The organism is Colwellia sp. BRX8-7, from assembly GCF_014077275.1.
Classification (GTDB): domain Bacteria; phylum Pseudomonadota; class Gammaproteobacteria; order Enterobacterales; family Alteromonadaceae; genus Colwellia_A.
On the sequence record NZ_JACGVP010000017.1, the window covers coordinates 1 to 15,777 of the forward strand.

The window sequence follows — 15,777 nt, forward strand, 5'->3', positions numbered from 1 at the left end:
CTTTGCGTTTTTTTTGCTGCTGAGTCAGCTGCCTTTTTCTCTAGTAATTTTTTCTTTCTTTGTCGCTCAAGTTCTTTAATACGTTTTTCTTCTTTAGCACGTTTTACCCTAGCGGAAGCCACTTGTTGTTCCAAGTCTTTTAACTGCTGGGCATCATCAAGTTTTTTTTGCTTAATTTTATTAACTTGTGCTTCAATTTTACTTTTATCAACAATAGTTGCCTGAATAGTCTGTACTTGCAAAACTTTGGGCGCCACTTTGGATTCGCTGTCAAAATCGCCCATCAATAATACCGCAGCTAATACGATATGTAATAAGAAACTCAACGTTAATGCGATAGCAAATTTTCGGCTCATTAATTATTTAGCTCCAGGGTCTGTCATTAAACCAACCGATGGCACACCTGCTTTTTGTTGTAATAACACCATTAGTTGTATCACAGCATCATAAGAAACAGCACCATCACCGTTAACAACGACTGGCGTGTCAGGTTCAACTTTTAAATGGGCAGCAACCAGTGTTGCAACTTGTTCAGCTGACATGGGTTCATTCTTACTGGTACCAACCGCTAAATAATAATTACCGTCGGCATCAACGGAAGCGACTAAAGGGGGTTTTGACTCTTTATCAAGCGCTTCAGCATCGGCCTTAGGAAGGTTAACTTTCACTCCTTGAGTGATCAATGGTGCGGTAACCATAAAAATAATCAATAACACCAACATAACATCAATGTAAGGAACAACATTGATTTCAGCAACTTTACGGCGTCTTACTCTTTTATACATAAGATATTACTCCGTTTATGCTGATGGTTCACTGGTACTTTGACGTTGTAAAATACTGGAAAATTCTTCCATAAAATTACCGTAGCCATTTTCTAATTTTTCAACATGGTGGCTAAAACGATTAAAAGCGATCACTGCTGGAATTGCAGCAAATAAGCCCATAGCCGTGGCAATTAATGCTTCAGCAATACCCGGAGCAACCATAGCAAGTGTTGCTTGCTCAACAGCGCCAAGTGCAATAAACGAATTCATAATCCCCCAAACAGTACCAAACAAACCTATGTACGGACTAATAGAGCCCACGGTCGCCATAAATGGCAAGTGTGTTTCAAGATGGTCAACTTCACGTGAAAGTGCAACGCGCATTGCTCGATGAGTTCCGTCAACAATCGCTTGTGGTGAATCCATATTGCTTTTTCGTAAACGGGCAAATTCTTTAAAGCCTGATACAAATAAACTTTCAATACCGGTGGCAGGACCTTTAGACGAAACGTCATTATAGAGTTTGCTTAGGTCTGCTCCGCTCCAAAACTTATCTTCAAAAATTTTCATTTGTGCCTGTGCGTCGTTAAGTGCTTTTCGACGTTGAAATATCATCGCCCAACATGCAATAGAAAAACCTAGTAGAATTAACATTACACTTTTAACTAACAAACTGGCTTGAAGGAATAAATCAAATATAGAAATTTCAGCTGACACGTTTTAACGCTCCTAATATTTTTTCGGGAATAGCACAGGGTTTGGCAAGTGCTAAGTTAACACAAGCAATTTGGACAACAACAGCACAAATAAGCTTATTTTGCTGATCACTAATTTTTTGAGTAAAAACTAGACTGGCGCGTTTCAATTCGCTAATCCATGAGGTAACAATAAGTAAATCATCTAAGCTGGCTGAAGCTACATTATCCATTTCCACTCTTCTGACCACTAAACCAATGTTTTGTTGTAAAAAAGATGATTGATTAGCGTTTAATTCTCTCAACCACTCAGTACGTGCACGTTCACAAAACTTTAAATAGTTTGCATGATAAACAATACCGCCGGCATCCGTATCTTCATAATATATCCTAACTGGATAAACGTGTTTAATATCTGGCATGAGTTGTATGATGTAAAACGCTCAGTGCATCGTTATTTGTATTTTTATTGTTAAAAATAAAATTCGAGACACTCAATTATAATTTCTTCTATATTAATGATAATAACTTCTGACGACAAGCGTTTAGTGGTAATCGAATGTAACATTTTGAAAAATAGTTTCTAGCGGAGAATTACCGGTTTGTACCACGCTGATTAAAGACATACCAAAAAAGTAGCATTAGTTTTTCTAATGCGAAATATCTAATTTTTTTATCTTGTATAAATAGAACACTTACTCTAAAATCCGCTTGTTGTTCGAGCTAGCGTAATAATTATTCAAGTTTATCTTCACTGATATAACGGGGTAGTTGATAGCCAGACAATTTGAATAGATTTTATCTCTTCTCTCTGACATGTTTATTGGAACCCTATTTCCTCTTATCAACTTAATTTATAAGTTGGCCCACATAATTTATGTGGGCTTTTTTTTACCTAAAATTTGATATAACGATCTGGATTGGTTATTAAACCGGCTTATCTAAACCAAAATGCTGGTAAGCGCGTTCAGTTGCTATACGCCCACGCGGTGTTCTTTGCAGGAAACCTTGCTGAATAAGATAAGGTTCAATAACATCTTCAATTGTTTCGCGCTCTTCGCCAATGGCTGCTGCGACATTATCAAGGCCAACAGGACCGCCCATAAATTTATCAATAATCGCTTGCAATAATTTCCGGTCCATTAAATCAAAACCTTGATCATCAACCTCTAACATATTTAGTGCTTTAGCGGCCGTTGCTTGGCTAACAATGCCTTGCGTTTTCACATCGGCATAGTCACGGACTCGACGTAATAACCGATTAGCTATTCTTGGTGTGCCACGAGAGCGCTTGGCCACTTCAAATGCGCCTTCTTCATCAATAGGTAGCTTGAGAAAGTAGGCTGAACGTTTAACTATTTCAGTTAAATCTTTAGTGTTATAGAACTCAAGTCGTTGCACAATGCCAAAACGGTCTCTCAGTGGCGAGGTTAACGCGCCGGCACGGGTTGTTGCACCAATCAAGGTAAATGCCGGTAAGTCTAATTTTATTGAACGAGCAGCGGGCCCTTCTCCAATCATGATATCTAGCTGATAATCTTCCATTGCGGGATAAAGGATTTCTTCAACCACAGGACTTAGACGATGAATTTCGTCAATAAAGAGCACATCATTTTCTTCGAGGTTAGTCAGTAAAGCCGCTAAATCTCCGGCTTTTTCTAAGACAGGACCAGAAGTTGTGCGGATATTCACGCCCATCTCATTAGCAACAATATTGGCAAGTGTGGTTTTACCTAAACCAGGAGGACCAAATATCAATAAATGATCGAGTGGTTCATCGCGCTTCTTTGCCGCCGCGATAAAAATTTCCATTTGAATTTTGACATGATCTTGTCCAGTATAATCGGCTAGTAGTTTAGGACGAATAGCACGATCAATGGTTTCTTCTTCTGGCTGGGCAGTAGGTTCAATAAGACGATCAGCTTCTATCATTATTTTCTCTTGTGTCTTTGCTTATTTAAATACGGCTAAGTGAGTATTGTCAGGCCGATGTTACTATTAGCAGCCTGTTATTTACGTGTTAGCTATATCTACATTTTATCAATGCAGTAGATATTAAAGCATTGACTTTAATGCGTCACGAATAAGATCTTCACTCGTTGATTCTGCTTTAAATACGTTTCGTATCGACTTTTCAGCTTGTTGCTGACTGTAGCCTAAAGAAACTAATGCGTTAATCGCATCACCTTTTGCATTAGTCACAAAAGTATTTTCATGATGAAGCTCAATCGGAAGTGTTCCCGATGCTAATGGTGATGCCGTATGAGTGACTTGCCAATCTTTTAAACGGTCGCGCATTTCAATGAGTAAACGTTCAGCTGTTTTTTTCCCAACGCCTGGTATTTTTACAATGCTGGTCAAGTCGTCATGAGCCACACAGCTAACAAATTGGTCTGCAGACATGCTTGAAAGTATGGCAAGGCCTAATTTAGGGCCAACACCATTAACTTTAATAACCAGTCTAAATAATCTACGTTCGATTTTATTAGCAAAGCCATATAATAATTGCGCATCTTCACGAACCACAAAGTGCGTATAAATAATCGCTTGTTCGTTTAATTCAGGTAAGGCATAAATACTGGTCATTGGCATAGTAACTTCGTAGCCAATCCCCCCACACTCAATTAAGACTTCTGGTGCTAATTTTTCTAATAATGTTCCACGTAAACGACCAATCACAGCTAAAACCTTCTCTACATTAACTTTTGGCAACCATACCACTATATATTTATACAGTAAAGTCGCTTGCGTGGTTTATCGTAATCGTCCGCGGACGATTTTACTAACCTGCCCAGACATTTTTGCAAGAGTATCATGGCTATGAGCATGACAAAGCGCAATTGCGAGTGCATCGGCAGCATCCGCTTGCGGCATAGCAGGTAGTTTTAAAATAGATTTTACCATGTGTTGTACTTGGCTTTTATCGGCGGCGCCCGTTCCAACAACCGATTGTTTTATCTGTCTGGCTGAGTATTCTGCAACCGGTAAGCCTTTATTGGTTGCCGCAACAATAGCGGCTCCTCGCGCTTGCCCCAACTTCAACGCGCCACCAGGATTAACGCCCATGAAAACTTGTTCTATAGCAAAAAGTTCGGGAGAAAATTGCAGGATCAACTCAGAAACACCAGCAAAAATAGTTTGTAGACGCAGGCTAAAGTCATCTTCCTCTTTATTGCCCGCATATGCTTTTATACAGCCACTGCCCAAATATGAGATTTTGCGACCTTCTTTTTTTATAACACCGTAACCGGTAATACGTGAGCCAGGATCGATACCTAGGATTATGGTCAAATTGAGTTCTCTTATTTAATAATATTTTTAACGAAAGCAGGAATGGCTTAAAAGAGTATCGAGATTATGCGTTGAAGTCAGTTAAATGGCAATGTCGTCGTTCCTTTTGACAATGAACGTTATGCAGATAAGCTAGATACTCAAATGAATTCAGCATGACGACAGGAGCCCTAGTAAACCCTCTGCTCGTGCATCCGTGCTTCGCTCTACCTTCTGCATACATACGGTCGTGACCATTCGTCGTTCCTTGCAATCCATGGCGCCACAACATTGCCTAGAGGGATCAGGGCCTATGATTTACCTAGAACAAAAATGACGTGTAGAAAGCACTAATGCAGTCAATGCATGGCTGTCTGACAGCTGTCATGACTGTACATTCTGTACATAAAAAAAGCAGCTAATTAGCTGCTTTTTATCAAACGCTGATTATTTATAAACTATTCAGCTAAAGGTTCTTCTTTCTTTTCAGCTTTAGGTAAACAAGCGATGCCCAGTTCAACAAGCTGTGATGGATTTGCTTTACCCGGTGCATTGGTTAATGGACAAGCCGCTGTGGTTGTTTTTGGAAAAGCCATAACATCACGAATTGATGATGCGCCAGTCATTAACATTACTAGGCGGTCTAAACCAAACGCTAAGCCAGCGTGTGGTGGAGCACCATACTGAAGTGCTTCAAGTAAAAAGCCAAATTTTTCTTGCGCTTCTTCGTCACTAATACCCAAAATTCTAAAAACTGCAGCTTGCATATCTTGGTTATGAATACGTACCGAACCGCCGCCTAATTCACAGCCATTTAACACCATATCGTAAGCATCAGAAAGCGCGCCAACAGGGTTAGCTTCTAATGCTTCAGCCGTTAAATTAATAGGTGCGGTAAACGGGTGATGAATTGCATGCATGCCGCCATCAGCTTCTTCAAACATTGGGAAGTCAACAACCCACAATGGTTTCCAATCACCTTGTAATAATTCTAAATCTTCGCCTAGTTTAAGACGCAATGCACCAAGTGATTCAGTAACAACATTGTACTTGTCAGCGCCAAAGAAAATAATATCGCCTGTTTTAGCGTTAGTACGTGTTAATAACGCTTTTACCGCTTCTTCATTTAAGAACTTCAAGACCGGCGATTGTATGCCATCAATACCAGTACTTAAGGCTGCATCAACATCATTAACTTTTAACCAAGGCATACCTTTAGCACCATAAATGCCAACATACTTAGTCAGTTCGTCAAGACCTTTGCGTGAAAATTTTGCAGCACCACCCGGAACACAAATTACCGATACACGGCCTTTTTCGTCGTTTGCAGGTCCAGAGAAAACTTTAAACTCTACATCTTTAACAATATCAGCAACATCCACTAATTCTAGTGGATTACGTAAATCAGGTTTATCTGAACCAAAACGTGTCATTGCCTCTAAATAAGTCATACGAGGGAATGTGCCTAAATCAACATTCATCAAATCTTTAAATAATTTAACGATCATCGTTTCAGCAACATTCATAACTTGCTCGCTGCTCATGAATGACGTTTCAATATCTATTTGAGTAAATTCAGGCTGACGGTCAGCGCGTAAATCTTCGTCACGAAAACATTTAACAATTTGATAGTAACGTTCCATACCCGACATCATTAACAATTGTTTAAACAACTGAGGTGACTGCGGTAAAGCAAAGAACTGACCTTTATGTGTGCGACTTGGTACTAAATAGTCACGTGCACCTTCAGGTGTTGCCGCAGTTAAAATAGGTGTTTCAATATCTAAAAAGCCCTGCCCTTCTAAGGAAGTTCGCACTGCCGATGTTACTTTTGCACGAAAGCGCATACGTTCTGTCATCTCGCTACGACGTAAATCTAAATAGCGATATTTTAAACGTTGTTCTTCTGAATTATTTTGGTTGGAATCAAGTGGTAATGGTGCAGACTTATTTAAAATAGTCAGCTCTAATCCTAAAATTTCAATAGCACCGGTTTTCATGTCTTTATTAATTTGACCTTCAGGTCGGGCACGCACCTTGCCTTTAATTTGAACACAAAATTCATTACGTAAAGTATTCGCTTTAGCAATAACTTCAGGTAGATCTGGATCATAAACGACTTGTACCATACCTTCACGATCACGTAGATCTAAAAAGATCACCGCACCTAAGTCTCGACGACGGTTAACCCAGCCGCATAAAGTAATTTCTTTGCCAATGTGAGATTCGTTCACATCACCACAATAAAGATCGCGCATGTCTGTTGTCCTGATAATACTAACTAGCTCATGCAAAGTATTAGCATGGCAATCGTTAGGATGGAAAATTGCCAACATTATAAAGGAATATGACGACAAAAAAAGCATTAAGGGGAATAGTGACCGTAAAATGATTAAAAAACATTTTACGGATGATAAAATAGTTTGGTTTTATTTATTTAGCTACGTATGTATCTGAGTTGAAGACATAATGATTTTTTCCATTTGCCTTAACCCTATACATTAACGTATCAGCAATTTTTAGCAGGTCATTATCTGTCACGCCATCATCGGGATACATAGCAATACCAATACTACAACCAATATTAACCCGTTCCACCGACAATTCAAAAGGCTGTTGCATCAGCTTTAATACTTTATCGGCAATATAAGCCGCTTCACTTTTTTGATGCAAGCCTGTTAGCAGTAGAACAAATTCATCACCACCAAAACGAACAACCGTATCTGACTGTCGAACACAACTTTTTAGTTTATTAGCCACTTTGACTAACAGTTCATCGCCAACATCATGGCCATGGGTGTCATTTATAGTTTTGAAACCATCAAGATCGAGAAATAAAACGGCCATTTGCAATTGTTGGCGCTGATGAAAGCTAATGGCAGTATTGATCCGGTCTTTTAGCAATACTCGGTTGGCTAATCCGGTTAATTCATCATGGGTCGCCATATGTTTCATTTTTTTTTCAAGCAATTTACGCGTTTTTATTTCACCATATAAGCGCCTATTCCACATTATTATCGCAATAATAATAATGAGGATAAATACGCCAATTTGTGCAGAAACTCGCATGACAACGTCTTTGTTAAATCCTGTTTCTATATTCACCCCAAACCAGTGGTCATAAATTTTCTGTTTTTCATTCTCAGAAATAGTCAATAAGGTTTTGTTTATGATTTGTTGTAATTCAAGCCAATCGGGTCTAATAGCAAAGTGACTGCTGTCCCTTTGTAATTCTTCCAACACTGACATATCTAAAACACTGAGACTTTCTCGTTTCATTAATTCAGAAGCAGACGCGATATTAGAAATAAAACCGTCAACTTTGCCTTGCTGAACGGCAAGTAGGCCAGCATTGTGAGTATCAACGAGTTTTAACGATATTAATGGGTGTTCTTTTCTAATAGCAGACGATAGATAGTAGCCTTTAATGATGGCTAATCTTTTACCATGAAAACTGTTAAGTGTCAGTTTAGAGCCCAATTGACGTTGGTGTAAAATCACCCAAGGCATACTCCAATAAGGTTGAGTAAATAGCACCTGCTTCTTACGCTCTTGTGTCACAGAAACACTGGCAAGCATATCAATTTTTTCCTCGACTAATCCTTGATATAAGTCACTCCAGCTATCAAAAAATGTAAATTCAAACGCTAAACCAGAGCGATCAGATATCAACTTAAGTACATCGGGGTTGATACCTGTTACTTGGCCTTTTGCATTAACAAATTCCATTGGCATCAAGTTATTAACCAGTCCAACATTTACTTTTTGATTTTTTTCTAGCCATAATTGTTCAGATTGAGACAAACTTACTTTTTCAGCAGAGCGAACAAAATAACCGTTATTTTTGTCGATAAGCCAATTTCTCTCAAGTCTAATAAGTTGCTCAATAGGGATATTGTTAAAGCCTTCGTTAATCAATTCAACCAATTTATCATTACCCTTTTTTACTAAGGAATAAACCGGTGTTGGGAAAGTAACATTTTTTAATTGATAAAATGAAGATTGTAAATTGCTTTCTATTAAACGGGCATTTAGGTATTCTTGAGCACTGACCATAGCATCAACATTGCCTAATTCAGCCTGATGAAGTAGTTCATTAGCTGTCTGGTAAACCTGAATTTTTAGATTAGGGTACCTCTTAGTTAAGGTATTTTCATAAGTAGTCCCCGCTAAAATACCTATTCTTTTACCTTGTAAGTCTTTCAATGAATAAACATTATCAATTCGGGTAGAAACAAACACGCCAGCATCAACACCATAAATTTGCGAAGCGATCTGTAATTTATTATTAAAATTTTCGGCTGAATAACCAATATGTATATCGACATCACCGCCTTGTAACATCGCTAATTCTTGTGATGGAGATTGAGCAATAAATTCAATTTCAATGCCACTTTCTTTCGCCCATAAACGCCATAAATCAATAAATAAACCTTGCGGTTGCCCCGTAGGAGATACCCCCATATAAGGCGGTGCTTGTGTTAGGAAGCTTAATAACAATGTTTTGCTACTTTTCTCTCGTCCTAACCATTTTTTTTCTATTAGCGATTTTTCGGCAAGCGTAATTTTATCAAAACCTTCAACGATAAAGTCTTTTAACAACGTATTTTCTATTGATGTGGCGGCTACATATTCACCTTGATAAAAACTAATTCTTTTGTAAGGTGGGTATTGTTTATTTAATTCAAAATACTCACTAAAAAGTTTAGAAGGTTTTTCAACGTCCGTATAAACCATTATTTCGTTAGCTAATGCCGCTTGATATAAGACATGCCGATTTTCGTATAAACGTAATTTAAGGTGTGGATATTTTTCTAAAATGATTGCGGCATGACTTGACCCGCGAACCAAACCAATAATGTAAGGTGACAATTGGCTAATTTCAGTTAAATTGGTGAAGTCTCTATGGGTATAAAAATAGAAATCGTGATAGAAAAATGACGGTGTAAGCGAGAATTCCTTACTGCGCTTTACTGTTTTAGTCATTCCGCCATGAATGTCAACTTCTCCTGATTGAACCTGTGATAATGTTGATAACCAGTCCGTGGTAATAAATTCAATTTCAACACCTTGTCGCTCTGCCCATAGCTTCCAAAGATCGGGCATTAATCCATCCGCCTGTCCTTTGTCATTGAGGAACATATAAGGATAGCTGGTTTTGTTTATCGCTATTGTGAGTGGCTTTGCTGAGATTTCAAAACGTTCATTGTTTGCTTGCACTGTTATAGCAAAACACATCACCAGTAAGATTAGACAACGAACAAAATAATTGAGTTGCAACAGCAATTCCTTAATGGTTAAAGTGGATGAAATAACAACGATTATAGACCTTATTCGTCATAAGTTGCAGGGTAAATTTTAGCTTTAACTACTAAAAAGTACGCAATACTACCCTATGACAATAAATTTGGGTTAAAATAACGCAAAATTGATATTTAAATACCAAGACAAGTTCAGCCTAATGAAACCATCAGAACCCGATTTAATTTTTTCAAAAAAACAAAGCCAAATTAAAGATTTTACTTTTGACGCACATGTTGTCGAAGTTTTTCCTGATATGATTTCCCGCTCTGTACCTGGTTATAATACCATTATTGATACCATTGGCCGCTTAAGTCAGCGTTTTGTCACTGACAATAGTCATGTGTATGACCTAGGATGCTCACTCGGCGCCGCAACGATAGCCATGCGTAAAGCGATCACCGCGAAAAACTGTAAAATTATAGGTGTTGATAATTCTTCTGCCATGGTTGAGCGCTGTAAAATGCATGTTAGTGCATTCAAAGGTGCTACACCGGTAGAAATTATTGAAGGGAATATTTTAGATATTGAGATTGAAAACGCTTCAATGGTAGTACTTAATTTCACCTTACAGTTTATTGAGCCAGAAATACGCTCGACATTAATAGATAAAATAGCCAAGGGCTTAAAGCCTGGTGGTTTATTATTATTATCAGAAAAAATATCAGCTGATGATAAGATATGTAATGAACTACTTGTCGATTTGCATCTCGACTTTAAACGCGCCAACGGTTATAGCGAACTAGAAATAGCCCAAAAACGTACCGCTATTGAAAAAGTTATGCGCATTGATAGCTTACCCGAACATATTGCACGCTTAGAAAATGCTGGTTTCAACCATCAAACGCCTTGGTTCCAATGTTTTAACTTTTTTTCACTCATCGCCATTAAGTAACTTTATTCATGTCATTCAATAAATTTTATCAAGAAATAGCTCAAAACCGCCTAAGCCATTGGTTAAACACTCTTCCTGCGCAACTTAGCCAATGGAAAAAAGAACAATTGCATGGCGAGTTTGCCCAATGGCAAAAAACCTTAACCGCTTTACCAAAGACGACACCATCAGTCGTTAATATCAGTGACGGAGTAACTGTCGGTAAAAAAGAAGATATTACTGAAGGTGAATATAAGCGTTTAGAAAATTTACTGAAAAAATTTAAACCCTGGCGTAAAGGCCCTTACCATATCCATGGTTTGCATATAGACACTGAATGGCGCTCCGATTTTAAATGGGATCGTTTAAAAGAGCATATTAGCCCACTCAACAATAAATACGTTTTAGATATTGGTTGTGGCAGTGGCTATCACTTATGGCGTATGCGCGGTGATGGAGCTAAATTTGTTGTTGGCATAGACCCAACACAGTTATTTTTTACACAATTTAATGCTATTCAGCACTTTGTTAATGACCCTAAAGTCAACTTATTGCCGTTAGGTGTAGAACAATTACCTGAGCTTAATGCCTTTGATACCGTATTTGCCATGGGTGTTTTATACCATCGCCGTTCTCCTATTGATTTTCTTTACCAATTAAAAGCACAGTTAGTAAAGGGTGGCGAGTTAGTGCTAGAAACTTTAGTGGTTGATGGTGATGAACATACTGTTTTAGTGCCTGGCGAACGTTATGCTAAAATGCGTAATGTCTGGTTTTTACCTAGTTGTGATGCGATGTGTGCATGGCTTTCGCGATGTGGATTTAAAAATATACGGGTGGTCAATACCGATATCACCGCACTTGATGAACAACGAAAAACTGACTGGATAGATACTGAGTCACTGGCTGATTTCCTTGACCCTGACGATAACAGTAAAACAATAGAAGGTTACCCCGCGCCCAAACGCGCTATTTTTATTGCTAATACTTAAGTTGTCGACATAAGTAGTCTGTTAATTATCTGCAGAGTATATTTAGGTAGTGACTTTTATTATTTAAGTATGTGATTATAATAGGTAAAAAATTTAACACAATTAAGATAAAAGGGTGTCTATGAACGAACTTTGGTCGCAGCGAAAACTAGCTAGTGTTGCAAAACGTCTAAATGATCACCGTAGCCCTTTTCAGCGTGATCGTGCGCGTATACTCCATTCTGCTGCTTTTCGTCGCTTACAGTCTAAAACCCAAGTGATGGGCAGTGGACAAAGTGATTTCTATCGAACACGTCTTACCCATTCATTAGAGGCAGCGCAAATTGGCTCAGGAATTAGTGCCCAATTAAGAAACAAGCATGCACAATTATCTGCTGAGCTTTTTCCTGATGATGAGAACTTAATTGAATCTATTTGTTTAGCCCACGACATTGGTCACCCTCCATTTGGGCACGGTGGTGAGGTTGCTCTTAATTATATGATGCGTAACCATGGCGGCTTTGAAGGCAATGGGCAAACTTTTCGCATTGTTTCACACTTAGAGCCCTTTAGTGAGTTTTATGGGATGAATTTATCTCGCCGAACATTATTAGGCTTAATAAAATACCCACAACTATTAACCGAGTTAACACAATTACCTTTACCTGTTGCTCCGCACAGTTTTAGACAATTAAAAGCGGCTGACTGGCATCCTGCCAAAGGCTTATATAGTGATGACACTGAAATGTTTGATTGGGTTTTATCGCCATTATCTGCTGATGATCGCGCTCTTTTTCAATCAATAAAAAAAACCAAAAACAAACATAACAAAACAATATTTAAATCACTCGATTGTTCAATTATGGAGCTCGCTGACGATATAGCTTACGGTATTCATGACCTAGAAGACGCAATAGTTACAGGTGTAGTCAGCCAGCAAGATTTTGAACAAGAAGTTATCACTAAACTTAAAGCAATCGATGAACCTTGGTTGCAAGATTATTGTCAACGTTTAACAACAAAGCTTTTTAATGAACAACACTACATTCAAAAAGAAGCGATTGGCGGCTTAGTCAATTATTTAATTACCGAAATATATTTAGCTGATTTAAATGAAAACTCGACAATAAGCTTTACTGAACCCTTATTACGTTACAACGCTAAGCTACCAGTTAATGCCGCGAAGGCACTACAGATATTCAAAGACTTTGTCTTCTCATTTGTTATTAAACAAACCAGTATTCAACAACTCGAATATCGTGGGCAACAAATAGTGATGGAGTTATTTGAAGCACTGGCCAGTGATCCCGCTCGATTATTGCCTAAACATACCAAGCAGCGTTGGCTTTATGCAAAAACGCATAACTTGAACGAACATCGAGTAATTGCTGATTATGTCTCAGGGATGACGGATGACTATGCTACTCATCTTTATCAGCGACTGTTCCTGCCCAGTGGTTCATTCCCACTAAGTGAGCGCTAACTCTAAGCAAAAAATGAAGCTAGATATTGACTCGGCTTTATTGTTTACTGTGCGCGCTAAAAATAAAACGGTCGATACTGATAAAAATTAGCGTAATAGATAAAGCTTAATTCAACCTTGCTGATAGAGTGAACAAACAGCACCTGCGGGATCTTTAATCACCACATGCTTATCTTTACCTACCTGCTTTATTTCAGTGAGTAATTCGCCGCCAAGCTTGATAACATTTGCAACGGCAGCGTGAATATCTTTAACTAAAAAATAAGGTAACCATGTCGCAGGTATACTAGCATTCACTCCTTTAGCATGACAAATACCATTGATCGCTTCACCGCTATCAGGACTCTTCATGACATAATCGTTATGATCCCCCATCGCCACGTTTTCAACTTGCCAACCAATAACGCGCTGGTAAAAATCTTTCACCTCAGTGGCATTGTCTACCGTTAAATCTAACCAAGCCATTTCACCTATTTTGTCACTCATTTTATTTCTCCACTGATTCAATTATTTTTGGGTTTCTTGGATAATACTTTTCAGGCAAGGTGCTGATATGTTCAAAATATCGGGTATCTTTATAGGGTAACTTCATAAAGCCTGATATTCCCTGACCTTGAATTGTTGGTAATAGCGTAATAATTTCAGCTAAACACTCGGCAAATTCTTGCTTTTTTTCATGGTTAAGTAACATTAAATAACTATGAATTTTTAAGTGAGTGGGCAAGACTTCAAAAATAATGCAGCCAGTATGATGAATTAGATTTAAACGTCCTAATACAGCCATTATTTCATCGGGTAGATAGAGGTATTCATCGGGGTCTTTACCGTCTTCAAAGTATGAATGCAAACGTGTAATATCATCTACCTCAGCAACATCACTGATCTCAAATGAAAACTCCTGTCCCAACTCAGCAATAAAGTCGTGCTCACTACTTTGTCGTTCGACATGCAAAGTATTTCTGGCATTAAATAAACAACTCTTAAACATACCAACGCGGTGAATACCTTGAGCGAGATGCACCATATTATTGACAGCACTTTGAAAAGAAGCATTAAGATTAGGGTCAAACAAGGTTAAATTAGAATCAATATAAACACCATCGGCCTGCCAACGTATCGCTAAACCACCAACCACAGGAAAATTACCTAGCCGGCCAACTGCGGCAATAAATGCTTTTTCGGTATCGCCCATGCCCATCAAAAAGTTTTTGTAATATTTTTCTAGTTGCGCATCATCAATCTCGTTTAACTCATCACTCTCGGTAGACTCTCTTAAAAAAGATTTTCTCGAACCGTAAACCACAGTATCAAAAATTTTGTCTGTTTTAGATTTTAACCAAACAGGAATAAGTAATTTAGCATCGAAAGCCGTATGCTTTTTGGCCATGACCATGCGTTTTAAATAAGGTAACTGTTTAAAAAAGTAATCACCGGCGCTATTACGTGTTTTTAGATCGTCGCTGAGCATAGCATCAATAATTTTCGCCAGTAACTTTGGTAAACCCAATGAAAGCGGAGAAATAACCTGATGGCCATATCGACACGATTGACCTGACGCAATCGCATAAATAGTTGCCGCTAACCCTTGCTCATCGAAGCGAGGCGAAGACATTGCGCCACTTATTTGGTCTTGACCAATAAAGTAAACATCACCTAAACGCGCATTAGTATTTTGCAAATCACTACTCATTAAATCCATGACACTATTCGCGGTATTTTGCCCAGCGGCATCTAGCTGCGCAACGACAGCAGAGCCCCAGTCGACTAAGTAAACCTTGCCTGTTTTTTCATTAAAAACAACATTCGAGGGTTTAATATCCCCATGAACATAGGGTTTCCCTTTGCTGTGTTTTTTAGGATTGCGTAAATAAAGCAAAATTTCAGCGAGTTGAATCGCGATATTAACGACAAGTTCAGGCGCTAACGGCCCAAGCTGTTGAGAATATTTCTCTAAATCGATGCCCGGCGCTCGTTCCATATGCACGATAGATTGGCGCTTAATTTTGTAATATTTAACAACTTTAGGGATGCGTCGATGCGATAACTCTCCTTGAATTTCAGCTTCTTCTGCTAGTCTGTCTTGTACGTGTTGCGGTAAGTTCATCCGTGAAAATTTGAAAACGAAGGCATTCCCTAAGTCATCATCACCATTAAACACAAACCCATAGGCGCCCTTTCCCAATAAGGCGATATTTTTATAGCCTAGTAAACTTAATTGTTGCTGACATAATTCAACCCAAACTTTTAATTTAGTAGCGTCTTTAGTGTTTAATAAGTAAACCGATTGCTCTTCGGCAATATAAAAATGTTGCAGTTTATTTTCGTGCACGTAATTTCCTAACAATGCTTGCTCTGCTAAAAAGTATATCTTTAAACTGACTTGATGTTAACTCAAAGCTCCCGCTTAAATTTAAGC

Annotated in this window: 14 protein-coding genes; 3 read left to right on the forward strand and 11 right to left on the reverse strand. The window is 38.4% G+C overall.

The window, feature by feature from the left end:
• The 9 genes from tolA to H4J57_RS15725 form a co-directional block, all read right to left on the reverse strand.
• A partial coding sequence (tolA, locus tag H4J57_RS15685; RefSeq protein ID WP_182243548.1) for a cell envelope integrity protein TolA occupies positions 1-356 on the reverse strand: 356 nt, incomplete at its 3' end.
• A gap of 3 nt (positions 357-359) precedes the next feature.
• A complete protein-coding gene (gene tolR, locus H4J57_RS15690; RefSeq protein ID WP_146798955.1) occupies positions 360-785 on the reverse strand; it encodes a protein TolR in 426 nt (141 codons plus the stop codon).
• 15 nt (positions 786-800) lie between these two features.
• Positions 801-1,484, reverse strand: a complete 684-nt coding sequence (tolQ, locus tag H4J57_RS15695) for a protein TolQ (protein WP_182243549.1) — start codon at positions 1,482-1,484, stop codon at positions 801-803.
• A complete protein-coding gene (gene ybgC / locus H4J57_RS15700) occupies positions 1,474-1,884 on the reverse strand; it encodes a tol-pal system-associated acyl-CoA thioesterase (RefSeq protein ID WP_182243550.1) in 411 nt (136 codons plus the stop codon). Before ybgC ends, tolQ begins: the two co-directional genes overlap by 11 nt.
• A 505-nt stretch (positions 1,885-2,389) precedes the next feature.
• Positions 2,390-3,394: a Holliday junction branch migration DNA helicase RuvB gene (gene ruvB / locus H4J57_RS15705; protein WP_146798954.1), complete on the reverse strand. Its 1,005-nt coding sequence runs from the start codon at positions 3,392-3,394 to the stop codon at positions 2,390-2,392.
• A gap of 123 nt (positions 3,395-3,517) precedes the next feature.
• The gene (ruvA, locus tag H4J57_RS15710; RefSeq protein ID WP_070377216.1) at positions 3,518-4,141 is read right to left on the reverse strand and encodes a Holliday junction branch migration protein RuvA; all 624 of its coding nucleotides are present in this window, start codon (positions 4,139-4,141) and stop codon (positions 3,518-3,520) included.
• Between the two features lie 75 nt (positions 4,142-4,216).
• Complete coding sequence (ruvC, locus tag H4J57_RS15715) at positions 4,217-4,753, reverse strand: crossover junction endodeoxyribonuclease RuvC (RefSeq protein WP_182243551.1); 537 nt, start codon at positions 4,751-4,753, stop codon at positions 4,217-4,219.
• 437 nt (positions 4,754-5,190) lie between these two features.
• The gene (aspS, locus tag H4J57_RS15720) at positions 5,191-6,990 is read right to left on the reverse strand and encodes an aspartate--tRNA ligase (RefSeq protein ID WP_182243552.1); all 1,800 of its coding nucleotides are present in this window, start codon (positions 6,988-6,990) and stop codon (positions 5,191-5,193) included.
• Between the two features lie 175 nt (positions 6,991-7,165).
• Positions 7,166-10,012 (reverse strand): transporter substrate-binding domain-containing protein, encoded by a 2,847-nt coding sequence (locus H4J57_RS15725; RefSeq protein ID WP_182243553.1) that lies wholly within the window; start codon positions 10,010-10,012, stop codon positions 7,166-7,168.
• 181 nt (positions 10,013-10,193) lie between these two features.
• Between H4J57_RS15725 and cmoA the strand changes: the two genes are divergently transcribed.
• The 3 genes from cmoA (at position 10,194) to H4J57_RS15740 (ending at position 13,361) form a co-directional block, all read left to right on the forward strand.
• On the forward strand, positions 10,194-10,928 hold the full coding sequence (gene cmoA / locus H4J57_RS15730; RefSeq protein ID WP_182171727.1) for a carboxy-S-adenosyl-L-methionine synthase CmoA: 735 nt from the start codon (positions 10,194-10,196) through the stop codon (positions 10,926-10,928).
• A gap of 8 nt (positions 10,929-10,936) precedes the next feature.
• Positions 10,937-11,899: a tRNA 5-methoxyuridine(34)/uridine 5-oxyacetic acid(34) synthase CmoB gene (gene cmoB, locus H4J57_RS15735; protein WP_070376289.1), complete on the forward strand. Its 963-nt coding sequence runs from the start codon at positions 10,937-10,939 to the stop codon at positions 11,897-11,899.
• Between the two features lie 121 nt (positions 11,900-12,020).
• Positions 12,021-13,361, forward strand: coding sequence for an anti-phage deoxyguanosine triphosphatase (locus H4J57_RS15740; protein ID WP_182243554.1), 1,341 nt, complete (start codon positions 12,021-12,023; stop codon positions 13,359-13,361).
• Between the two features lie 111 nt (positions 13,362-13,472).
• On the opposite strand, the gene H4J57_RS15745 is transcribed toward H4J57_RS15740, so the two are convergent.
• Both H4J57_RS15745 and H4J57_RS15750 read right to left on the reverse strand, forming a co-directional pair.
• Positions 13,473-13,847, reverse strand: a complete 375-nt coding sequence (locus H4J57_RS15745; RefSeq protein WP_182243555.1) for a VOC family protein — start codon at positions 13,845-13,847, stop codon at positions 13,473-13,475.
• A 1-nt stretch (position 13,848) separates the two neighbouring features.
• A complete protein-coding gene (locus H4J57_RS15750; protein WP_182243556.1) occupies positions 13,849-15,690 on the reverse strand; it encodes a protein kinase domain-containing protein in 1,842 nt (613 codons plus the stop codon).
• Positions 15,691-15,777: the final 87 nt, after the last annotated feature.